We start from the raw sequence: 16,948 nt of genomic DNA on the forward strand, positions 1-16,948 counted from the left end.
TCAAGCAATATGAACATAGTTTAATAATGAGAATTTTGCCACAATTATGTTTTGGACGGTATCACAACGGCTTTATTGACTATTAATTTGAGTACTCATTCCAGCCACGCTGCCATTCCATACGGAATTTTTGTGCTTGCTCAGTACCCTCACAAACCCCTTCATAATACTGACCAGATAGCCCCATTTGATACGCAAAAGCAGGGTTGCAGTATTCACGTAGCCCCTCTAAATAACCTTGGTCGTAATCACTTTGCTTAACGCTACCCAACTCACGCAGCTCGCTCATCGTGCGTGATGTATGTCCGGCTACACCATCTTGATATCCGATCTGATGCCAATCTCCTGACTTGGCAAGATCTTCCGTCGTTGCAGCGCATCCTGCAAGTAAAGCCAGCGCCAAACCTAACGTTGCCTTTTTCATGGTTCTTCCTTAAGTAATTGTTTTCAAAAATAAGCTTACCACTAATTATTGGCGTTTGCCGCTTAGCTTGCAGATTAAACCACTGACGCCTCGAATCAACCGCTCACTACTGCAATCAACCGTTCGCCAATTTTAAAAACCGCTCAAGCAGTATATCGACCACTCAGTGCTCTATTCGACCACTCATCTACTAACCGAATGCATTTAACACAAGTGACGCATAACATGCATCCTGAGATTAAAAAATTACCCTACCCAACTAAGACCAAGGACAATTGCTATGATGTGGTTTCTAACCTGTGTCGCAGCCCTAATCGGCGGATACTTCATCTACGGCGCTTTCGTCGAGAAGATTTTCGGCATCAATGAAAAACGCCAAACGCCTGCTCACACCAAATCGGACGGTGTTGACTTCGTTCCAATGTCAACAAAGAAAGTTTATCTAGTTCAGCTACTTAACATCGCTGGTGTTGGTCCAATTTTCGGCCCAATCATGGGTGCACTATACGGTCCAGCGGCAATGCTTTGGATTGTTGTCGGTTGTATTTTTGCTGGCGCAGTACACGATTACTTCTCTGGCATGCTTTCAGTACGTAACGGCGGCGCATCTGTACCTACTATCACGGGTCGCTACCTAGGTAATGGCGCAAAACACTTTATGAATATTTTTGCCATTGTCCTACTGCTTCTTGTTGGCGTAGTGTTCGTTTCTGCTCCTGCAGGCATGATTACTAACCTCATCAATGATCAAACAAGCTTGAGCGTAAGCATGACTACAATGGTTATCGCTATCTTCGCTTACTACATCATTGCGACGATTGTTCCTGTCGATAAAATCATTGGCCGCTTCTACCCACTGTTTGGCGCTCTACTTATCTTTATGTCTGTTGGTCTAATGACAGCCGTTGCGTTTTCTAGCGAACACACAGTAATGGGTGACTTCCAAGTTTCAGACATGTTCTCGAACCTTAACCCAAATGATATGCCACTATGGCCAGCACTGTTCATCACTATCGCATGTGGCGCGATCTCTGGCTTCCACGCGACTCAGTCTCCACTGATGGCGCGTTGTATGGAAAACGAGAAAAATGGTCGTTTCGTCTTCTACGGAGCAATGATTGGTGAAGGTGTTATCGCGCTAATCTGGTGTGCTATCGCTCTGTCTTTCTTCGGCTCTCTAGACGCACTATCAGAAGCTGTGAAAAACGGTGGCCCTGGTAACGTGGTATACAGCGCATCATTTGGTCTGCTTGGTGTGTTCGGTGGTATCCTTGCGTTCCTAGGTGTGGTTATCCTACCAATTACGTCTGGCGATACAGCATTCCGTTCAAGCCGTCTGATCCTTGCTGAATACTTCAACATGGAACAAAAGACGCTACGTAACCGCCTACTGATGGCACTTCCACTGTTCGTTATCGGCGGTATCTTAACTCAAGTAGACTTCGGCATTATCTGGCGCTACTTCGGTTTTGCTAACCAAACAACAGCAGTAATGATGCTTTGGACTGCGTCCGCTTACCTACTACGTCACAACAAGCTGCACTGGATTACCACTATCCCTGCTATCTTCATGACCACGGTATGTGTCACGTTCATCTTAAACAACAGCTCGCTAGGTTTTGGCCTGCCAATGCAACTATCAACTATCGTCGGTATTGTGTTTGCCCTAGCAGTGACTGGTTACGTTATCAAAACCTCTAAGGGTAAAGGAGAAACTGAACTGGCTGACGAAGAGAAACCACAAGCCGTGTCAGAAACAGCGTAATACTCGTCACATCCGAGTGACTAAGATAGGAGCCTGCCAATTGCAGGCTCTTTTTGTTTTATACCCAAGTCACTTTAAGATTCAGAACTCGGAGCGCAGCGTCATTTACTTAGCTGTTCTTATTTATCTGAGCCAAGCATCTTGAGGTGACTTAGGTATACAATAACAACATTGATTCTAGGTTAGGTTCACTATGGAACTGGTCGTTTCCCTTTTACAACAGATGTGTGTGTACTTAGTTTTGGCTTACATGCTAAGTAAAACGCCAATCATCTTACCTTTGCTGAGTATTTCTTCGCGCTTAAGCCACCGCCTAATTTGTTACGTACTCTTCTCTGGCTTTTGTATTCTCGGCACCTATTTCGGTCTGCACATCAACGATGCTATTGCTAATACTCGCGCGATCGGCGCGGTCATGGGCGGGCTGTTTGGTGGCCCAGTGGTGGGTTTCGCCGTCGGATTTACTGGTGGCATCCATCGATACTCTCTTGGTGGCTTTACTGACCTCGCCTGCGCAATTTCAACCACCGCCGAGGGCGTAATTGGTGGCTTGCTCCACGTTTACCTTATCAAGCGAAATAAAGGCGCATTGCTGTTTAATCCAAGCGTCGTATTCAGCGTCACGTTTGTTGCAGAAGTTGTGCAAATGATTTTGCTGCTCGCCGTCGCTAAACCCTTTGATCAAGCCTATGAGCTGGTGTCTGCCATTGCAGCACCGATGATCATCGCGAACTCATTTGGTGCGGCATTGTTCATGAGTATCCTGCAAGACAGAAAAGCGATCTTTGAAAAGTTTTCTGCGACGTTTTCGCGTCGAGCACTCACCATTGCTGATCGCTCAGTGGGAATTCTAAGCAACGGCTTCAACACCGAAAACGCTGAGAAAATCGCGCGTATTATTTACGAAGAAACCAAAGTGGGCGCTGTCGCGATTACCGACCAAGAAAAAATCTTAGCGTTTGTGGGCATTGGCGATGATCACCATAAACCGAACACGCCGATTTCATCGCAAAGCACATTGGATTCCATGGAGAAAAACGACATCATTTATCTTGATGGCTCAGAACGTCCATACCAATGTTCCATCGCAAAAGACTGCAAACTTGGCTCCGCGCTGATCATCCCACTGCGTGCAGGGAAAGAGGTCATTGGTACCATAAAGCTGTATGAACCGAAGCGTAAATTGTTCTCTACGGCCAACATGTCAATGGCGGAAGGGATAGCTCAGCTTCTCTCTAGCCAAATCTTGTATGGCGACTACCAGCAACAACAAGCCTTACTCGCTCAAGCAGAAATCAAACTGCTTCACGCTCAGGTGAATCCACACTTTTTGTTTAATGCACTCAATACCATTAGTGCGATTACTCGCCGTGATCCTGACAAAGCGCGCGAGCTAATCCAAAATTTATCGCACTTCTTCCGCAGCAATTTAAAGCAGAACATTAATACCGTGACGCTAAAAGAAGAGCTAGCACATGTGAACTCGTACTTGAGCATCGAAAAAGCTCGTTTTACGGACCGCTTAGAGGTTGAAATCGATATTCAACCTGAATTGCTGGACATCAAATTGCCAAGCTTTACACTCCAGCCTTTGGTTGAGAATGCCATTAAACACGGCATTTCAAACATGCTTGAAGGTGGTAAAGTTCATATATACAGCGAAGCACACCCACAAGGTCATTTGATTACCGTCGAAGACAATGCAGGCAGTTTTGAACCGCCAAAAGAAAACCACTCCGGGCTAGGTTTAGAAATTGTCGACAAACGTCTCACTAATCAATTTGGGCGTGATGCATCGCTAAAAATTACGTGCGAGCCACATCAATTTACTAAAATGAGCTTTATCATTCCCCCAAAATCATAAAAGCACGTTGAAGCAATAAAGGTAATGTTGGATGTTAACCGCACTCGTCATTGATGATGAACAGTTTGCTCGTGAAGAGCTGACAGAGTTATTGGATGAAACAGGCCAAGTTGAAGTGGTGGACAATGCCTCAAACGCGATCCTTGGTCTAAAAAAAATCAATGAGCTCAAACCTGATGTGGTGTTTCTCGATATCCAAATGCCTCAAGTCACTGGGATTGAACTACTTGGAATGCTTGATCCAGAAACCATGCCTTATGTGGTTTTTGTCACGGCTTACGACCAGTATGCAATTCAAGCGTTTGAAGACAACGCCTTTGATTACTTGCTCAAACCTGTCGACCCATGCCGTTTAACCAAAACGGTCAAACGGCTAAATAAAGTCATTAGTCAATCAGCCCTAACTCAACAACTGTCTGCTATTACGCCCGACACTTTAGATCAGATTCCGTGCATCGGGCACAACCGTATCGTCATCATGGCCACCGACACGGTAGAATGTGCATACAGTGACATTAGCGGCGTGCATGTACGCTCCACCAGCCAAGCCGCGAGCACTCAACTAACATTAAAAACGCTAGAAGAGAAAACCCCACTGGTACGCTGTCATCGCCAATACTTAGTCAATATTAAGGCCATCAGCGAAATCAAATTACTCGAAAACGGATTAGCAGAAATCATCACCAAAACTGGCTTTGAGATACCAGTAAGCCGCCGCTACCTTAAAGTGCTCAAAGAGATGCTGGGCATTAGCCACTAACACAAAAAGTTCACACATCACCGCTGAGTTTCCGCTAGCGTATAAATAAGACGCTCCGAAAAGACGAGGCGATGATGTATAAAGTTTTGTTCATATGTAAGCACAATGCTGGACGAAGTGTGCTCGCTGAGTCGATCGCAACCCATATCCTGCCAGCAGAGTTTAGTGTCGCCAGCGGTGGCTCTCATCCCACAGGCACAGTTCACCCTGTGGTGCAAAAATATTTAGATGACCACCAACTTCCCATTCCACATATCCACACCCACTCATGGGAAGAGCGAACTCAGTTTCTTCCTGACATCGTGATTATTCTCTGTGACTCTTTACATCAAGAGACAGCTCCTCAATGGCTTGCGGGGGGCGTTCGAGTAAACTGGCAAGTCGATGCCTTTCCGACTGAAGGTTCTGATGAAGAGGTGTACGCACATTGCGAAAGGGTTGCTCAGTCGCTTGAGCGAAGAATCACGAAGATGTCCGATATGATTATCGATGGCTTAGGAAAAGACCAAATTCGTGATTACCTAAATGAGTTAAGAGAGATGTAAAAAAGGCGACCCACAGGTCGCCTTTTGAATATTCGATAAATGGAGACTAATCCACTTGCTTGATTTGCAGTTCTTTAGGTACTTCAAAGAACATATTCTCTTCGCGACCAAGTACTTCATCAACCGCTTCGGCACCGACGAGTTCTTTGATTCGCTCTAGAATCTGATTAACGAGCTCTTCCGGAGCAGATGCCCCCGCAGTCACGCCGACCTTTGTTTTGCCTTCGAACCACTCAGGTTTGATATCTTCCGGACAGTCGGTTAAGTAGCCAGGTGTCCCTAGCTTTTCAGCTAGCTCTTTAAGACGTGTAGAGTTTGATGAGTTTCTAGAACCCACCACAACCATCACATCTACGTCACCCGCTAATTCACGTACGGCATCTTGGCGGTTTTGTGTCGCGTAACAGATATCGTCTTTACGTGGTCCTTGGATATCTGGGAAGACGCGGCGTAGCTCTTCGATAACATCGGCAGTTTCATCTACAGAAAGTGTCGTTTGGCTTACGTAATGAAGATCTGATGGATCTTTCACAATCGACTTCAGTTTCTCAACATCGGCAGGGGTTTCAACCAAGTACATACCACCCGTTTCACTCGCGTACTGCCCCATTGTGCCTTCCACTTCAGGGTGACCTGCGTGACCAATCAGAACCACTTCCATATTGCGGCGGCTTGCTCGCGCTACTTCCATATGCACTTTGGTTACCAAAGGACACGTTGCGTCAAATACCGTCAAATCTCGCTGCTTAGCTTCCTGACGAACCGCCTGCGATACACCATGAGCAGAAAAAATCACAATGTTGTTGTCTGGCACTTCATGCAGCTCTTCAACGAAGACAGCGCCACGTTGTTTTAGCCCTTCAACCACAAAACGGTTATGCACCACCTCATGACGAACATAAATCGGTGGCTGATACATCTCTAGCGCACGCTCTACGATGCTAATCGCACGGTCTACACCAGCACAAAAGCCGCGTGGGTTAGCTAATAGGATTTTCATTTCATTGCTCATGGAAATTATCTTTATTGGGTTCGCTATTCTACTGACAAAATTTCAACTTCGAAAGTCACGTCTTGTCCCGCTAGAGGATGGTTGAAGTCCACAGTGACTGAATCGCCAGCAATCTCTGTAATAATGCCCGGGATTTCCATACCATCAGGACCACTGAACGCCATGATTGTACCCACTTCTACTTCTGCATCACCTACAAACTTAGTGCGATCCATATGGTGTACATGGTCTGGGTTTGGCATGCCAAACGCGTCTTCTGCTTTTAGCTCAATCGCTTTTTGGGCGCCTGTTTCTAAGCCTATTAAGCACTGCTCAAAGTTTTCACTCAAGCTGCCATCACCCATAACAAATTTCGCTGGTTTACCCATGTTATGAGTACTATCCGCAACCGATCCATCTTTCATTTTAATCGTAAAGTGAAGGGTTACTACAGATTCATTGGTTATTGTTGTCACGTTACTGCTTCCTTGTTCTTGGGTTATTACGCTGTCAGCTTGGTCTTTTTATACATTGATATGCTGATTGGCGCTCCAACATAATAAAAAGCGTCGCTCGAATCAACGGGCGACGCTTAGGGTTATTCAACTTTTCGCAATATACACTGCCACTACTTAGGCTTTCGCCTCGTCTTTCTTTCGAAAGCCGTCAAGAATAATCATCGCGGCACCAATACAGATCGCCATGTCTGCAAGGTTGAACGCTGGCCAGTGATAATTACCCCAGAAAAAGTCCAAATAATCCACGACAAACCCATGTATTACTCGGTCGAATACGTTGCCTACTGCGCCACCAATAATCATGGCATAAGCAATATTATTCCATTTCTCTTTCGCTGGTAGTTTACTCATCCAGTAAGTCAAAAGACCCGTAACGATAAAAGCAATACCTGTAAATAACCAACGTTGCCAGCCCGCTTGATCACTCAAAAAGCTAAAAGCAGCACCATAGTTATGCACGTACAAAAGATTAAAGAATGGCAAAATTTCTATGCGGTTTGCCCAGCCATATCCCATGTTGTTCATTACAACATACTTAATGCCAATATCAGCTAAAAAGATAACCACCGCTAACCATAACCAGCGAATACCAGATTGCTTTAAAGACAGTGCTTTTTCACTCATTACTTTACCTACAAACAGCCCCAGTAAATACTGGGGCTGTTAATTTTAAAAAAAGTTCAGTCGTTCTAGGCAATTACGCGAATTTACGTACTTCACCTTCGCCTTCTACGTTAGATACACAACGACCACAGATTTTCTCGTGACCTTCAATTGTGCCTACGTCTGGCGTGTGGTGCCAACAACGATCACACTTCTCGCCTTCAGCTGCTGCTACTTCAACAAACAAGCCTTCGATATCCGTGGCTTGTGCTGCATCAGTCTTCTCACCTAGAGGCTTAACTTTCGCCGCAGAGGTTAGTAGAACAAAGCGCAGTTCATCTTCAAGTTTGTTGATCTTCGCCGCTAAAGCGTCATCAGCAAATAGAGTCACTTCAGCTTGTAGTGCACCACCGATGGTTTTCTCTTTACGCGCATCTTCTAGAAGTTTGTTTACTGCACCACGAACCGCTTGGATCTCAGCCCAGAATTCATTGTTCAGCTCTTCACCTTCAGCAAGGCCGAATAGACCGTCGAACCACTCACCAGTGAATACGAACTTGTCGCGCTCGCCTGGCATTTCGTTCCAGATTTCATCTGCAGTGAACGACATGATTGGCGCCATCCAACGAACTAGCGCTTCTACGATGTAGTAAAGTGCAGTCTGACAGCTACGTTGAGCGTTGCCGCCACGTTTTGCTGTGTACTGACGGTCTTTAATTACGTCTAGGTAGAAAGAGCCCATTTCGATCGAACAGAATTGCATTAGACGCTGAGTCACACCGTGTGTGTTGTACTCTTCGTATGCTTTAACAATCTCTTCTTGTGCTGCTAGCGCACGACCAACTGCCCAGCGATCTAGCGCAACCATCTCTTCAACAGGAACGATGTCTGTTTCAGGGTTGAAGCCGCTTAGGTTAGCAAGGAAGAAACGCGCTGTGTTACGGATACGACGGTAAGCATCTGCGCTACGTTTTAGGATTTCATCCGAAACCGCAACTTCACCAGTGTAGTCTGTTGAAGCAACCCATAGACGAAGAATGTCAGCACCTAGCTTGTTAGTTACGTCTTTTGGCGCAACCACGTTACCGATAGATTTAGACATCTTACGACCCTGACCATCAACCACGAAACCGTGTGTCAGTACTTGTTTGTAAGGCGCTTCGTCTTTCATCGCGATAGATGAAATTAGAGAAGACTGGAACCAACCACGGTGTTGGTCAGAACCTTCTAGGTATAAGTCTGCACTGTTGCCATTGTACTCTTCACGAGCATCAACAACGGAGAAGTGAGTGACACCTGAGTCGAACCATACGTCTAGCGTATCGAGCACTTTTTCGTATTGGTCAGCGTCAGCACCGAGTAGTTCAGCTGCGTCGACATCCCACCATGCTTGGATGCCTTTCTCTTCAACCAACTTCGCGACTTTTTCAATCAGCTCTAGTGTGTTTGGATGAAGTTCTGCTGTTTCTTTATGAACAAACAGAGCGATTGGCACACCCCAAGTACGTTGACGAGAGATACACCATTCAGGGCGACCTTCGATCATACCTTCGATGCGGCTTTGACCCCACTCAGGCATCCACTCTACGTTCTTGATTGACTCTAATGCTTTAGCACGTAGGCCAGCTTGGTCCATAGAAACGAACCATTGAGGTGTAGCACGGAAGATGATTGGAGTCTTATGACGCCAACAGTGTGGGTAGCTGTGCTCGTAAGCGTGGTGGTGTAGTAGTGCACCTTTTTCTTTCAGTACTTCTACTACTGCATCGTTCGCTTTAAATACGTGCTGACCAGCAAATAGCTCTGTATCTGGTAAGTAAACACCGTTTGAACCAACTGGGTTTGCTACTTCTAGGTTGTACTTGTTACCAACCGCGAAGTCTTCTTGACCGTGACCAGGTGCAGTGTGAACAACACCAGTACCTGAATCAGTCGTAACGTGATCACCAAGGATAGCCGGTACAGTGAAATCGTAGAATGGGTGTTGGAATTGAGAAAGCTCTAGATCCGCACCTTTAGCAAAGCCAAGATTGTGGAAGTGCTCGATACCAGCACGGTCCATTACGTCTTTCGCTAGTTCAGCTGCAACGATGATACGTTCAGGTTGCTCGCCTTCAACTTGGATAAGTACATACTCAAGGTCATCACGTAGACACACAGCACGGTTCGCAGGAAGCGTCCAAGGTGTTGTCGTCCAGATGACAATAGAGATATCGCCTTTACCTTCATGGCCTTCAGTCAGCTCAAACTTAGACAACAGTGCCGCTTCGTCAGCCGCTTTAAAACGAACGTCGATAGATGGCGATACTTTATCTTTGTATTCTACTTCCGCTTCAGCAAGAGCAGAACCACAGTCTGTACACCAGTGAACAGGTTTGAAACCTTTTAGCAGGTGACCATTGCTTGCGATCTTACCAAGAGCACGAATAATGTTCGCTTCAGTTGCAAAATCCATGGTGCGGTATGGCTTGTCCCACTCACCCATGATACCAAGGCGTTTGAAGCTCTCTTTCTGACCTTCAACCTGACCTGCTGCGTATTCACGACATTTCTCGCGGAATTCTGCTGCCGTCACTTTTTGGCCTGGCTTGCCTACTTTTTTCTCTACCATTAATTCAATAGGTAGACCGTGGCAATCCCAGCCAGGAATGTAAGGTGCGTCAAAACCTGAAAGTGTTTTGGATTTAATAATAATGTCTTTAAGAATCTTGTTTAGTGCGTGACCAATATGAATGTCACCATTTGCGTAAGGAGGGCCATCGTGCAATACGAATGACTTTTTGCCTTTCTTAGCTTTACGGATTTCACCGTAAAGATCTTCTTTGTACCAACGCTTAAGCATTTCTGGCTCACGATTGGCCAGATTGCCGCGCATTGGAAACCCTGTTTCAGGTAAGTTCAGGGTATCTTTATACTCACTCATCGATTCTTAATTCCGTTATATTGGGCGAAAATTAGACATTATGTTGAACGGTGGAATAAACCGCTCAACGCTTAAGCTGACGCAGCCACACCCTTGCTGCTTCAGCATCCAATTCGATTTGTTGTTTAAGTGCTTCAAACGACTCAAACTTTTGCTCATCTCGAAGTTTATGCAAAAGTTCCACTTCTAGTTGCTTGCCATATAAATTGGCATGAAAGTCGAATAAGTGTACTTCTAACTGCTGGCGAACGCCATTGACAGTCGGTCTTTGACCAATATTAGCGACACCACCAATTGGCTTATTTCCTAAGCCAAGCGCTTGAACAACATAGACTCCGGAGACCGGAGAAACACAGCGTTTCAAAGGAATATTCGCAGTAGGAAAACCTATCGTTCTTCCCAGCTTTCTTCCGTGAGAAACACGACCGCTGATGCTGTAGTTTCTTCCCAGCATCTGTTGCGCGGAATGCAAATCGTCACGCGCCAGCGCTTGACGGATAGCCGTACTGCTGACACGTAATTGTTGTAAACAAAAGCTCTGGGTACTCACGACATCAAAACCGTACTTTTCCCCTGCTTCCTGCAGCATTGCAAAGTTACCTGTACGGCCTTTGCCAAAGCAGAAATCATCACCAACGACAAGAAACTTAACACCCAAACGCTCGACCAACAAGTCACGGATAAATTCTTCCGCGGTTAAACTTGCAAAATGACGATTGAAATTGACGCAGAGCAAGCGATCAATATCGAGCTTACTCAATTGCACGAACTTATCGCGTAATCGCGTCAACCGTGCAGGTGCCTTATCTTTGGCAAACAGCTCCATCGGCTGAGGTTCAAAGGTCATCACAACAGAAGGCAATGATAGCCTGTCCGCTTGCTCAGACACTTGGTGCAATACTTGTTGATGGCCTTTATGGACACCATCGAAATTGCCAATAGTCAGCACGCAACCATGATGTCGCGGGGTGATATTGTGAATGCCTCTAATCAGTTCCATTGGATACTGCTTTCTGCCTCTGTTTTTACTTTACACTGTGTGAAACTGACGGATTATATACTAATCACCCTTAGTCTGTCCCAGCTTTTAGGTCTTTTAAGCGTGCACCAGTTAAAAATAGAACCACTAGGTAAACCACGGCTCCTAGACCGATCAACATTCCTAGTACACCGCTGCGGTGAGCAAAGCTCCAATCTAGCCACACTGACATGTCTTCCAATTGCCATAAGATCGCAGCCACCATCGCCGCACCTGCAATAACCAAACGTATAATAAAGAAGACGGTTCGTTTGGTGATTTGGTATACCCCTGCGATATGTAGACCACGATACAGCAATGCCATATTCACAAACGCCGAAAGTGCCGTCGCGATAGCCAAACCAACGTAACCATAAAAGTACGCAAAAATTGCGTTAAATACCATGTTGGTCACCATCGCAATGATGCCGTACTTTACTGGCGTTTTAGTATCTTGACGCGAGTAATAACCTGGCGCTAGCACCTTAATCAGCATGAAGTTCAACAAACCTGAAGCGTAGGCAAAAAGCGACAATGATGCTTGATGTACGTCTTGAGGAGAAAATTCACCTCGCATAAACAGAACCATCAGCATAGGTTTTGCCAGTACCATCAGACCAAGCATTGCAGGAAGGCCAAGCAAGATCACCATGCGCACCCCCCAATCCATGGTTTGTGCGAAGCCTTCACTTTGTGCGTCAACGTGTTTACGTGAAAGCGCGGGTAAAATCACAGTCGCAATCGCAATACCAAACAGGCCTAAAGGAAATTCCAATAAGCGGTCTGAGTAATACAGCCAGCTGATCGAACCGGTTTGCAAAAAACTGGCGATGAACGTATCAAACAACAGGTTAATCTGACTGACCGATACGCCAAATAAAGCGGGGATCATCAAAGTACGGATTTTCACTACACCCGGATCGCGCCAGCCCCATTTTGGCTTAACCATGACGCCTGCTTTAATAAGGAAGGGAATTTGGAATAAGAACTGGACCAAACCACCTAAGAAAACACCAATGGAAAGCCCTATTTCTGGCATTTCCATTTGCGGCGAGATAAACCACGCCGCCAAAATAATCATCACATTGAGGAAAACAGGGGTAAAGGAGGAGACAGCAAATTTACCTAATGTATTGAGGATAGCGCCCGATAGAGCGACGAAGGTAATGAACCATAAATAGGGAAAGGTGATTTTGAGCATCACGCTAGCAAGCTCAAACTTTGCTGCAGCCGGGCCACCATGCATCCAGTCAAGGAACCAACCAAAACCAAACACTGCAGTGACCACGCCGGAGCCTAGGACACCTAAAATGGTAACAATAGAGACTATCACCCCTAACGTACCCGCCGCTCTAGCAATCAGTTCCCGAGTTTTATCCATGTCGCCTTGAGCATGGCTTTCCGTTAAAACAGGTACAAACGCTTGGGAAAAAGCCCCTTCAGCAAACAAACGTCGTAAAAAATTAGGAATTTTATTGGCGAAGAAAAAGACGTCTGCGCTTGCTCCTGCCCCCATTAAATTTGCCACTACAACATCACGAACTAGGCCAAGAACGCGGGAAATAAATGTCATAGCACTGACGATCATGCCAGACTTGAGTAGTCGTTTACTCACTGTAACCTCGGAATATCACCATAAGACAGCTAACCCTATACTGTTTCTCTGACAGGTGCTGTAAATAGACGTCAAAAATCTATCCGCGGGTTGTAAGGAATAAGTGTGCCTTTCGCGGATAATTATTAGCATTGGTATAAAAATGCTGTTAGAATCCCCGCCATCTTAACCGCGATAACCTCTCTTACCAAAATTTGTTTTGGCTTAGATCGGTTTTTGCACAAATCATTTGACATTTAAGCGCAAATGAGGGATATTCCTCGCCCTTAAATTGTCACAGAACTAAGTTTTTGGGAGTTAGACCCTTGGCAAATAGTAAATCTGCTAAGAAGCGCGCTATCCAAGCTGAGAAACGTCGTCAGCACAATGCTAGCCGTCGCTCAATGATGCGTACTTACATGAAGAAAACTGTTGCTGCTATCGAAGCAGGCGACAAAGAAGCTGCAACTGCTGCATTCGCTGTAGTTACACCTATCCTAGACCGCATGGCAACTAAAGGCCTTATTCACAAGAATAAAGCAGCTCGCCATAAGTCTCGTTTCGCTGCACAAATCAAAGCTCTTTAATAGAGTCCTGATTTTACAGTGAAGAAAAAACCGACCTTGTGTCGGTTTTTTTATATCTACAAAATTTTCTTAATAAAAAAGCTGGCAATGCCAGCTTTTCTTTTTTCTGCACGCCTATTCAAAGGCATCAGCTTATTTACCTTATAAAGCTCAAACTGGAAAGCACCAATAAAACACTTGAGAACAAAGCAAATTGGTCGATGCGCAGCAACTCTACCATCAAAAGTTTAACGCCACTCTCAAATATTCCAACGAGTTAGATTCACAGCCTAAAATGAACGATATATTAGGTATATGTAATTAACGCTAAGCGCTTTCAGCACAATAAAGACTATGCAGTGTTTTTATTAACGCTTTCACTTCATCACTCTTTAATGTGTAGTACACGGTTTGTGCTTCTTTCCTTGTCGTGACTAGCTCATCACGGCGAAGCCAAGCAAGATGCTGAGATAATGCCGACTGGCTTAGCTCTAACTTTGCACACAGCTCTCCCACGGACAGCTCTTGGTTATGCAGCATACAAAGGATTTGTAGGCGTCTCTCGTTTGCCATCGCTTTGAGCAACACGACGGCTTTTGCGGAGTTCTGCTCCATTTCTTGTAGATTCATGTGTTGGACCTCTAGCTACAACTTACTTATTCCAACCCTGGCCAGCTTGTTGTGTTGCACTGATTTATATATCTAAGAAAATCAAGATACACTTCCAGAGTCTTCATTATTAGAACCTCTAATTTAGTTGTTAGTGATACACCAATATTATCCACCAAAGTGGAGAATTGATGCGCCATCAATAATTAATAGTTTTGCTCACTAAAACAAGTATCTTGAGTTACTTAGGTATTATTTAGAATTATATTTTTATTGATAGTAATCTATTTATTTGCGCAACGATACGGGTTTACTCAAACATTTGACTGAAATCAGCATCACAAACATTTTTTACCGCTGGGTGTTGGATCATTCGTTCCGCAAAAATCACGTAGTACTCTTCTTTTAACCCATCGACATGACCAATTAGCTGTAGATTTCGGTCGTCCTCAATCTCCGACATGTATACGGTCGGCGCTAAGAAAATCACATCATCGTGATACCGTGCGAAAGCCTTCATCAACGCGACATCATCAAACTCTCCCAACACATTAGGCTGAAGACCTTGACGATCAAACCACTGAATAACCTTACGCCCCATTGCTGTTCGGCTTGCAGGAATCAAAAGCTTTTTCTGTTCCAGAATCTCAGGGAAACGCACATTTTCAATTTCAGAAGAGGCGAAAAAGCTCATGCTGCTCTCACCTAGCTTTTTGCTATAAAGGCTAGGGCTTTGAGTTGAGTCAACGGGACAATCCGAGAGGATCATATCCAGCTTGTGCTGAGACAGTCGTTCAAGTAGCAATTCGTGGGTTGACTCATAACAGCGTAAATGAATACTGTTATCTTCCGGGACAGTCGTCATTAGTACTTTACTGACCAAGCGTTTAGATAACGCATCGGCTACGCCAACTTCAAACAGAATGTTCGAGTGCTGGCTGTAATTGACGATATCTAACATCTCATAACTCAAACCAAACATTCGGTCGGCGTACTTAAAAACAAGTTGCCCTAACTCAGTTGGCTCAACTGTACGACCATTTCGTTTGGTTAACTTTCCTTTCATGCGTTCTTCAAGCGCTTTAATCTGCCCTGTCACGGTTTGCGGTGTCAGGAAAAGCGCATCGGCCGCTTTAGTTACAGAGCCCTGTTTGCACACCATCCAGAAATAATATAGATGGTTGTAGTTTAGATGTGACATGATCAAGTCCCGAAAAGAAAGTGATGCTTTTTATACCAAATGTGACAGAGACAAACAATAAACTCGACAAAACCATACAATACATTACAAAAACATAAGTTTTACCGAATATATAAAATTAACACTGTCATAAAAGTTGAACTGAGGCGCATTTTCTTTCTAAAGAAAACGCAATAACCACACAAAACGAAAGCAAAATTTATTTATTAAATTCAAACAGTTAAAAACCTTCATTTTTCCCTACTCACACCACTATCAAAAAGAACAATAAAAATTACTCACAGCAAGAAATCTGTAATATTACTGAAATATTTGTTCTCTAACATCGCCCGCAGTTTCAACTACAGACCGAAAAATGAACTGAAAGGTCAACGGAGAAAATTATGATGAACCAAGCTACTTCAACAGTGGCGCCAATTTCGAGCACTGCTCGTTGGTTACGCTGGACTAACTTGGCATTCATGTTGTATCTGCTTCTTCTAGCAGTATCTATGGTTGGTAGTGGCTTCAAATGGGCAACTGGCGATCAAGCTAAGGTGCTATTTGAGTTTGCCGCTCACCCTGTTGCAGGTCTAATGATCGGCTTGGTGGCAACAGCCTTAATTCAGTCCTCAAGTACTGTAACGTCTATTATTGTAGGTTTAGTTGCAGGTGGCTTACCAGTAGAAACCGCGATTCCAATGGTGATGGGTGCCAATATTGGTACCACAGTGACCAATACGCTTGTTTCTCTTGGTCACGTACGTTGTAAAGAAGAGTTCAAACGTGCATTTGCAAGCGCAACTATTCACGACTTCTTCAACTTACTTGCTGTTGCTATTTTCCTTCCGTTGGAAATGATGTTCGGCATTTTAGAGAAAGTTTCTCATTGGCTTGTTTCTCCACTACTTGCTACTGGCGATATGAGCATTAAAGGCTTCAACTTCATTAAGCCAATAACAAAACCAGTTGTGGGTGCAATTAAAGAGCCACTTTCAACATTCGGTGATACTGTTGGTGGCATTATGCTTATCATTTTGGGTATTGCGACAATCTTCGTTGCAATTACGGTAATGGGTAAGCTAATGAAGAGCCTAATGGTTGGCCGCGCACGTGAAATTTTGAAAAACGCGATTGGTCGTGGCCCTATTCACGGTATTGTATCGGGTTCAATCGTGACTGTGTTGGTACAATCTTCATCAACAACAACTAGCTTGATGGTTCCACTTGTGGGTACAGGCGTTCTTAAAGTTCGTGATATTTACCCATTCACGCTAGGTGCAAACATTGGTACTTGTATTACGGCGCTACTAGCAGCAACAGCCGTATCGGGTGAGTTTGCGGTATTCGCGCTTCAAATCGCTCTGGTACACCTAGTATTTAATATCATGGCAACGCTGTTTATCTTTGGTATTCCGTTCCTACGTGAAATTCCAGTGAAAGGCGCTGAGATGATTTCTGAAATGGCTATCAAGAACAAAGCTGTTGTCGGTGGCTACCTAATGTCTGTATTCGTTATTTTACCAGGCGCGATCTTAGCCCTAACGACATAACAATAACTTACATACCATCGCTTATTGTTTAGGCT

The 16,948-nt window shown here is 44.7% G+C and carries 15 protein-coding genes; 6 read left to right on the forward strand and 9 right to left on the reverse strand.

What is annotated here, in order from left to right:
• Window positions 1-82: 82 nt before the first annotated feature.
• Window positions 83-424, reverse strand: a complete 342-nt coding sequence (locus L3V27_RS12555; protein ID WP_012842128.1) for a DUF2799 domain-containing protein — start codon at window positions 422-424, stop codon at window positions 83-85.
• Window positions 425-704: 280 nt separating this feature from the next.
• Between L3V27_RS12555 and L3V27_RS12560 the strand changes: the two genes are divergently transcribed.
• The 4 genes from L3V27_RS12560 (at window position 705) to L3V27_RS12575 (ending at window position 5,358) form a co-directional block, all read left to right on the forward strand.
• Window positions 705-2,189, forward strand: a complete 1,485-nt coding sequence (locus tag L3V27_RS12560; protein WP_005381914.1) for a carbon starvation protein A — start codon at window positions 705-707, stop codon at window positions 2,187-2,189.
• Window positions 2,190-2,382: 193 nt separating this feature from the next.
• Window positions 2,383-4,053, forward strand: coding sequence for a sensor histidine kinase (locus L3V27_RS12565; protein ID WP_237311973.1), 1,671 nt, complete (start codon window positions 2,383-2,385; stop codon window positions 4,051-4,053).
• 31 nt (window positions 4,054-4,084) lie between these two features.
• Complete coding sequence (gene btsR / locus L3V27_RS12570) at window positions 4,085-4,813, forward strand: two-component system response regulator BtsR (RefSeq protein ID WP_237311974.1); 729 nt, start codon at window positions 4,085-4,087, stop codon at window positions 4,811-4,813.
• Between the two features lie 71 nt (window positions 4,814-4,884).
• The gene (locus L3V27_RS12575) at window positions 4,885-5,358 is read left to right on the forward strand and encodes a low molecular weight phosphatase family protein (protein WP_237311976.1); all 474 of its coding nucleotides are present in this window, start codon (window positions 4,885-4,887) and stop codon (window positions 5,356-5,358) included.
• A gap of 46 nt (window positions 5,359-5,404) precedes the next feature.
• Here L3V27_RS12575 and ispH read toward each other — a convergent pair whose 3' ends face one another.
• The 6 genes from ispH to murJ form a co-directional block, all read right to left on the reverse strand.
• Complete coding sequence (gene ispH / locus L3V27_RS12580) at window positions 5,405-6,370, reverse strand: 4-hydroxy-3-methylbut-2-enyl diphosphate reductase (RefSeq protein ID WP_167713382.1); 966 nt, start codon at window positions 6,368-6,370, stop codon at window positions 5,405-5,407.
• Between the two features lie 23 nt (window positions 6,371-6,393).
• Window positions 6,394-6,825, reverse strand: coding sequence for an FKBP-type peptidyl-prolyl cis-trans isomerase (fkpB, locus tag L3V27_RS12585; protein WP_012842130.1), 432 nt, complete (start codon window positions 6,823-6,825; stop codon window positions 6,394-6,396).
• Window positions 6,826-6,981: 156 nt separating this feature from the next.
• Window positions 6,982-7,491 carry a signal peptidase II gene (lspA, locus tag L3V27_RS12590; protein WP_005397302.1) on the reverse strand — a complete coding sequence of 170 codons (510 nt, stop codon included), beginning with the start codon at window positions 7,489-7,491 and terminating at the stop codon, window positions 6,982-6,984.
• 73 nt (window positions 7,492-7,564) lie between these two features.
• Window positions 7,565-10,393 (reverse strand): isoleucine--tRNA ligase, encoded by a 2,829-nt coding sequence (ileS, locus tag L3V27_RS12595; RefSeq protein ID WP_167426875.1) that lies wholly within the window; start codon window positions 10,391-10,393, stop codon window positions 7,565-7,567.
• Window positions 10,394-10,457: 64 nt separating this feature from the next.
• A complete protein-coding gene (gene ribF, locus L3V27_RS12600; RefSeq protein ID WP_237311978.1) occupies window positions 10,458-11,393 on the reverse strand; it encodes a bifunctional riboflavin kinase/FAD synthetase in 936 nt (311 codons plus the stop codon).
• A 70-nt stretch (window positions 11,394-11,463) separates the two neighbouring features.
• Window positions 11,464-13,026 (reverse strand): murein biosynthesis integral membrane protein MurJ, encoded by a 1,563-nt coding sequence (gene murJ, locus L3V27_RS12605; RefSeq protein ID WP_046873949.1) that lies wholly within the window; start codon window positions 13,024-13,026, stop codon window positions 11,464-11,466.
• Window positions 13,027-13,331: 305 nt separating this feature from the next.
• Between murJ and rpsT the strand changes: the two genes are divergently transcribed.
• Window positions 13,332-13,592: a 30S ribosomal protein S20 gene (rpsT, locus tag L3V27_RS12610; RefSeq protein WP_005381938.1), complete on the forward strand. Its 261-nt coding sequence runs from the start codon at window positions 13,332-13,334 to the stop codon at window positions 13,590-13,592.
• A 306-nt stretch (window positions 13,593-13,898) separates the two neighbouring features.
• Here rpsT and L3V27_RS12615 read toward each other — a convergent pair whose 3' ends face one another.
• Together L3V27_RS12615 and nhaR are read right to left on the reverse strand one after the other, a co-directional pair.
• Window positions 13,899-14,201 carry a metalloregulator ArsR/SmtB family transcription factor gene (locus L3V27_RS12615; protein ID WP_005397309.1) on the reverse strand — a complete coding sequence of 101 codons (303 nt, stop codon included), beginning with the start codon at window positions 14,199-14,201 and terminating at the stop codon, window positions 13,899-13,901.
• A 289-nt stretch (window positions 14,202-14,490) separates the two neighbouring features.
• A complete protein-coding gene (gene nhaR / locus L3V27_RS12620) occupies window positions 14,491-15,381 on the reverse strand; it encodes a transcriptional activator NhaR (RefSeq protein ID WP_237311979.1) in 891 nt (296 codons plus the stop codon).
• 386 nt (window positions 15,382-15,767) lie between these two features.
• Here nhaR and L3V27_RS12625 point away from each other — a divergent pair, with 386 nt between their 5' ends.
• The gene (locus tag L3V27_RS12625; protein ID WP_237312189.1) at window positions 15,768-16,913 is read left to right on the forward strand and encodes a Na/Pi symporter; all 1,146 of its coding nucleotides are present in this window, start codon (window positions 15,768-15,770) and stop codon (window positions 16,911-16,913) included.
• Window positions 16,914-16,948: the final 35 nt, after the last annotated feature.

Source organism: Vibrio sp. J2-3(2022) (assembly GCF_021725735.1).
GTDB classification, from domain to species: Bacteria; Pseudomonadota; Gammaproteobacteria; order Enterobacterales; family Vibrionaceae; genus Vibrio; species Vibrio diabolicus.

Bases quoted from the DNA above. Each gene is read 5' to 3' on its own strand.
- L3V27_RS12615 (WP_005397309.1), bottom strand. From the start codon at position 14,201: ATGAATCTACAAGAAATGGAGCAGAACTCCGCAAAAGCCGTCGTGTTG.
- L3V27_RS12555 (WP_012842128.1), bottom strand. From the start codon at position 424: ATGAAAAAGGCAACGTTAGGTTTGGCGCTGGCTTTACTTGCAGGATGC.
- btsR (WP_237311974.1), top strand. From the start codon at position 4,085: ATGTTAACCGCACTCGTCATTGATGATGAACAGTTTGCTCGTGAAGAG.
- L3V27_RS12565 (WP_237311973.1), top strand. From the start codon at position 2,383: ATGGAACTGGTCGTTTCCCTTTTACAACAGATGTGTGTGTACTTAGTT.
- ribF (WP_237311978.1), bottom strand. From the start codon at position 11,393: ATGGAACTGATTAGAGGCATTCACAATATCACCCCGCGACATCATGGT.
- ispH (WP_167713382.1), bottom strand. From the start codon at position 6,370: ATGAGCAATGAAATGAAAATCCTATTAGCTAACCCACGCGGCTTTTGT.
- L3V27_RS12625 (WP_237312189.1), top strand. From the start codon at position 15,768: ATGAACCAAGCTACTTCAACAGTGGCGCCAATTTCGAGCACTGCTCGT.
- L3V27_RS12560 (WP_005381914.1), top strand. From the start codon at position 705: ATGATGTGGTTTCTAACCTGTGTCGCAGCCCTAATCGGCGGATACTTC.
- nhaR (WP_237311979.1), bottom strand. From the start codon at position 15,381: ATGTCACATCTAAACTACAACCATCTATATTATTTCTGGATGGTGTGC.
- lspA (WP_005397302.1), bottom strand. From the start codon at position 7,491: ATGAGTGAAAAAGCACTGTCTTTAAAGCAATCTGGTATTCGCTGGTTA.
- ileS (WP_167426875.1), bottom strand. From the start codon at position 10,393: ATGAGTGAGTATAAAGATACCCTGAACTTACCTGAAACAGGGTTTCCA.
- L3V27_RS12575 (WP_237311976.1), top strand. From the start codon at position 4,885: ATGATGTATAAAGTTTTGTTCATATGTAAGCACAATGCTGGACGAAGT.